Origin of the sequence: Kitasatospora sp. NPDC048296, assembly GCF_043201815.1 — a bacterium.
In the GTDB taxonomy this organism is placed as follows: domain Bacteria; phylum Actinomycetota; class Actinomycetes; order Streptomycetales; family Streptomycetaceae; genus Kitasatospora.
Genome location: NZ_JBICZB010000241.1, coordinates 1 through 1,001 on the forward strand (window position 1 = coordinate 1; position 1,001 = coordinate 1,001).

1 protein-coding gene is annotated in these 1,001 nt (G+C 65.8%); it reads left to right on the forward strand.

Annotated elements, in window-relative coordinates; translation table 11 throughout:
- Positions 1-114: 114 nt before the first annotated feature.
- Positions 115-1,001: transglycosylase family protein (locus tag ACGF12_RS38755; RefSeq protein ID WP_393041422.1), on the forward strand; the 887-nt coding region annotated here is incomplete at its 3' end.

The following is a 1,001-nucleotide window of genomic DNA, read 5'->3' on the forward strand; positions in this document are numbered from 1 at the left end:
GAACCAGCGCAACACGAACGGCACCTGGACCGGCGCGAACCAGCTCGACGGCAACGGAAACATCACCGCCATCTCCGCCGCCGGCTTCCTCAAGTGATCCCGACCATCAGCGGAGTGTCCATCGTGTCAACGTTTTTCCGAAAGCGTCGCTTTGCCCTTCCGCTGGCGCTCGCGGCCGCCCTGGGCATCTGGTCGAACACCTCGACGGGGACGGCGGAAGCAGCATCTCTCAGTACTTGGGACAAGGTCGCCCAGTGCGAGAGCGGCGGTAACTGGAGCATCAACACCGGCAACTACTACGGTGGCCTCCAATTCGCCGCCTCTACTTGGAACGCGTACGGCGGGCAGAGGTATGCGCCCTACGCCAACCAGGCCACCAAGGCGCAACAGATCATCATCGCGCAGAAGGTGCTGGCCGCCCAGGGGCAATCCGCCTGGCCGTACTGCGGCCCCAAGTACGGACTGGGCGCTGACAAGGCGGACCCGTTCCCGATGCGGCTGGACACGGTGGTGGCGGGCAATGTGTGGGACAACCAGCGGAACACGGATGGCACGTGGACCGGTGCCAGCATGATCGACGGTAATGGGACGGTCTCGCAGACGGCGACCGCTGCGCTGGCGGACGGCACGTTTCATGTGCTGACGCTGGCCGGTGGGAAGGTGTACGACAACCAGCGCAGCCGTGATGGCTCCTGGTCGGGTGCGGGTCTGGTGGACGGCAGTGGTTCCATCACGGCTCTGGCGGCCACGGGGATGGCCGACGGGACGATGCACGTCCAGACCGTGACCGGCGGCAACGTGTACGAGAACCAGCGCAACCCTGACGGCAGTTGGACGGGTGCGGCGCTGTTGGACGGCAACGGTCACGTCACCGCGATGGCGGCCGAGGCGCTGACGGACGGAACTCTCCACCTGCAGACGCTGGTATCCGGCAACGTCTACGAGAACCAGCGCAACACGAACGGCACCTGGACCGGCGCGAACCAGCTCGACGGCAACGG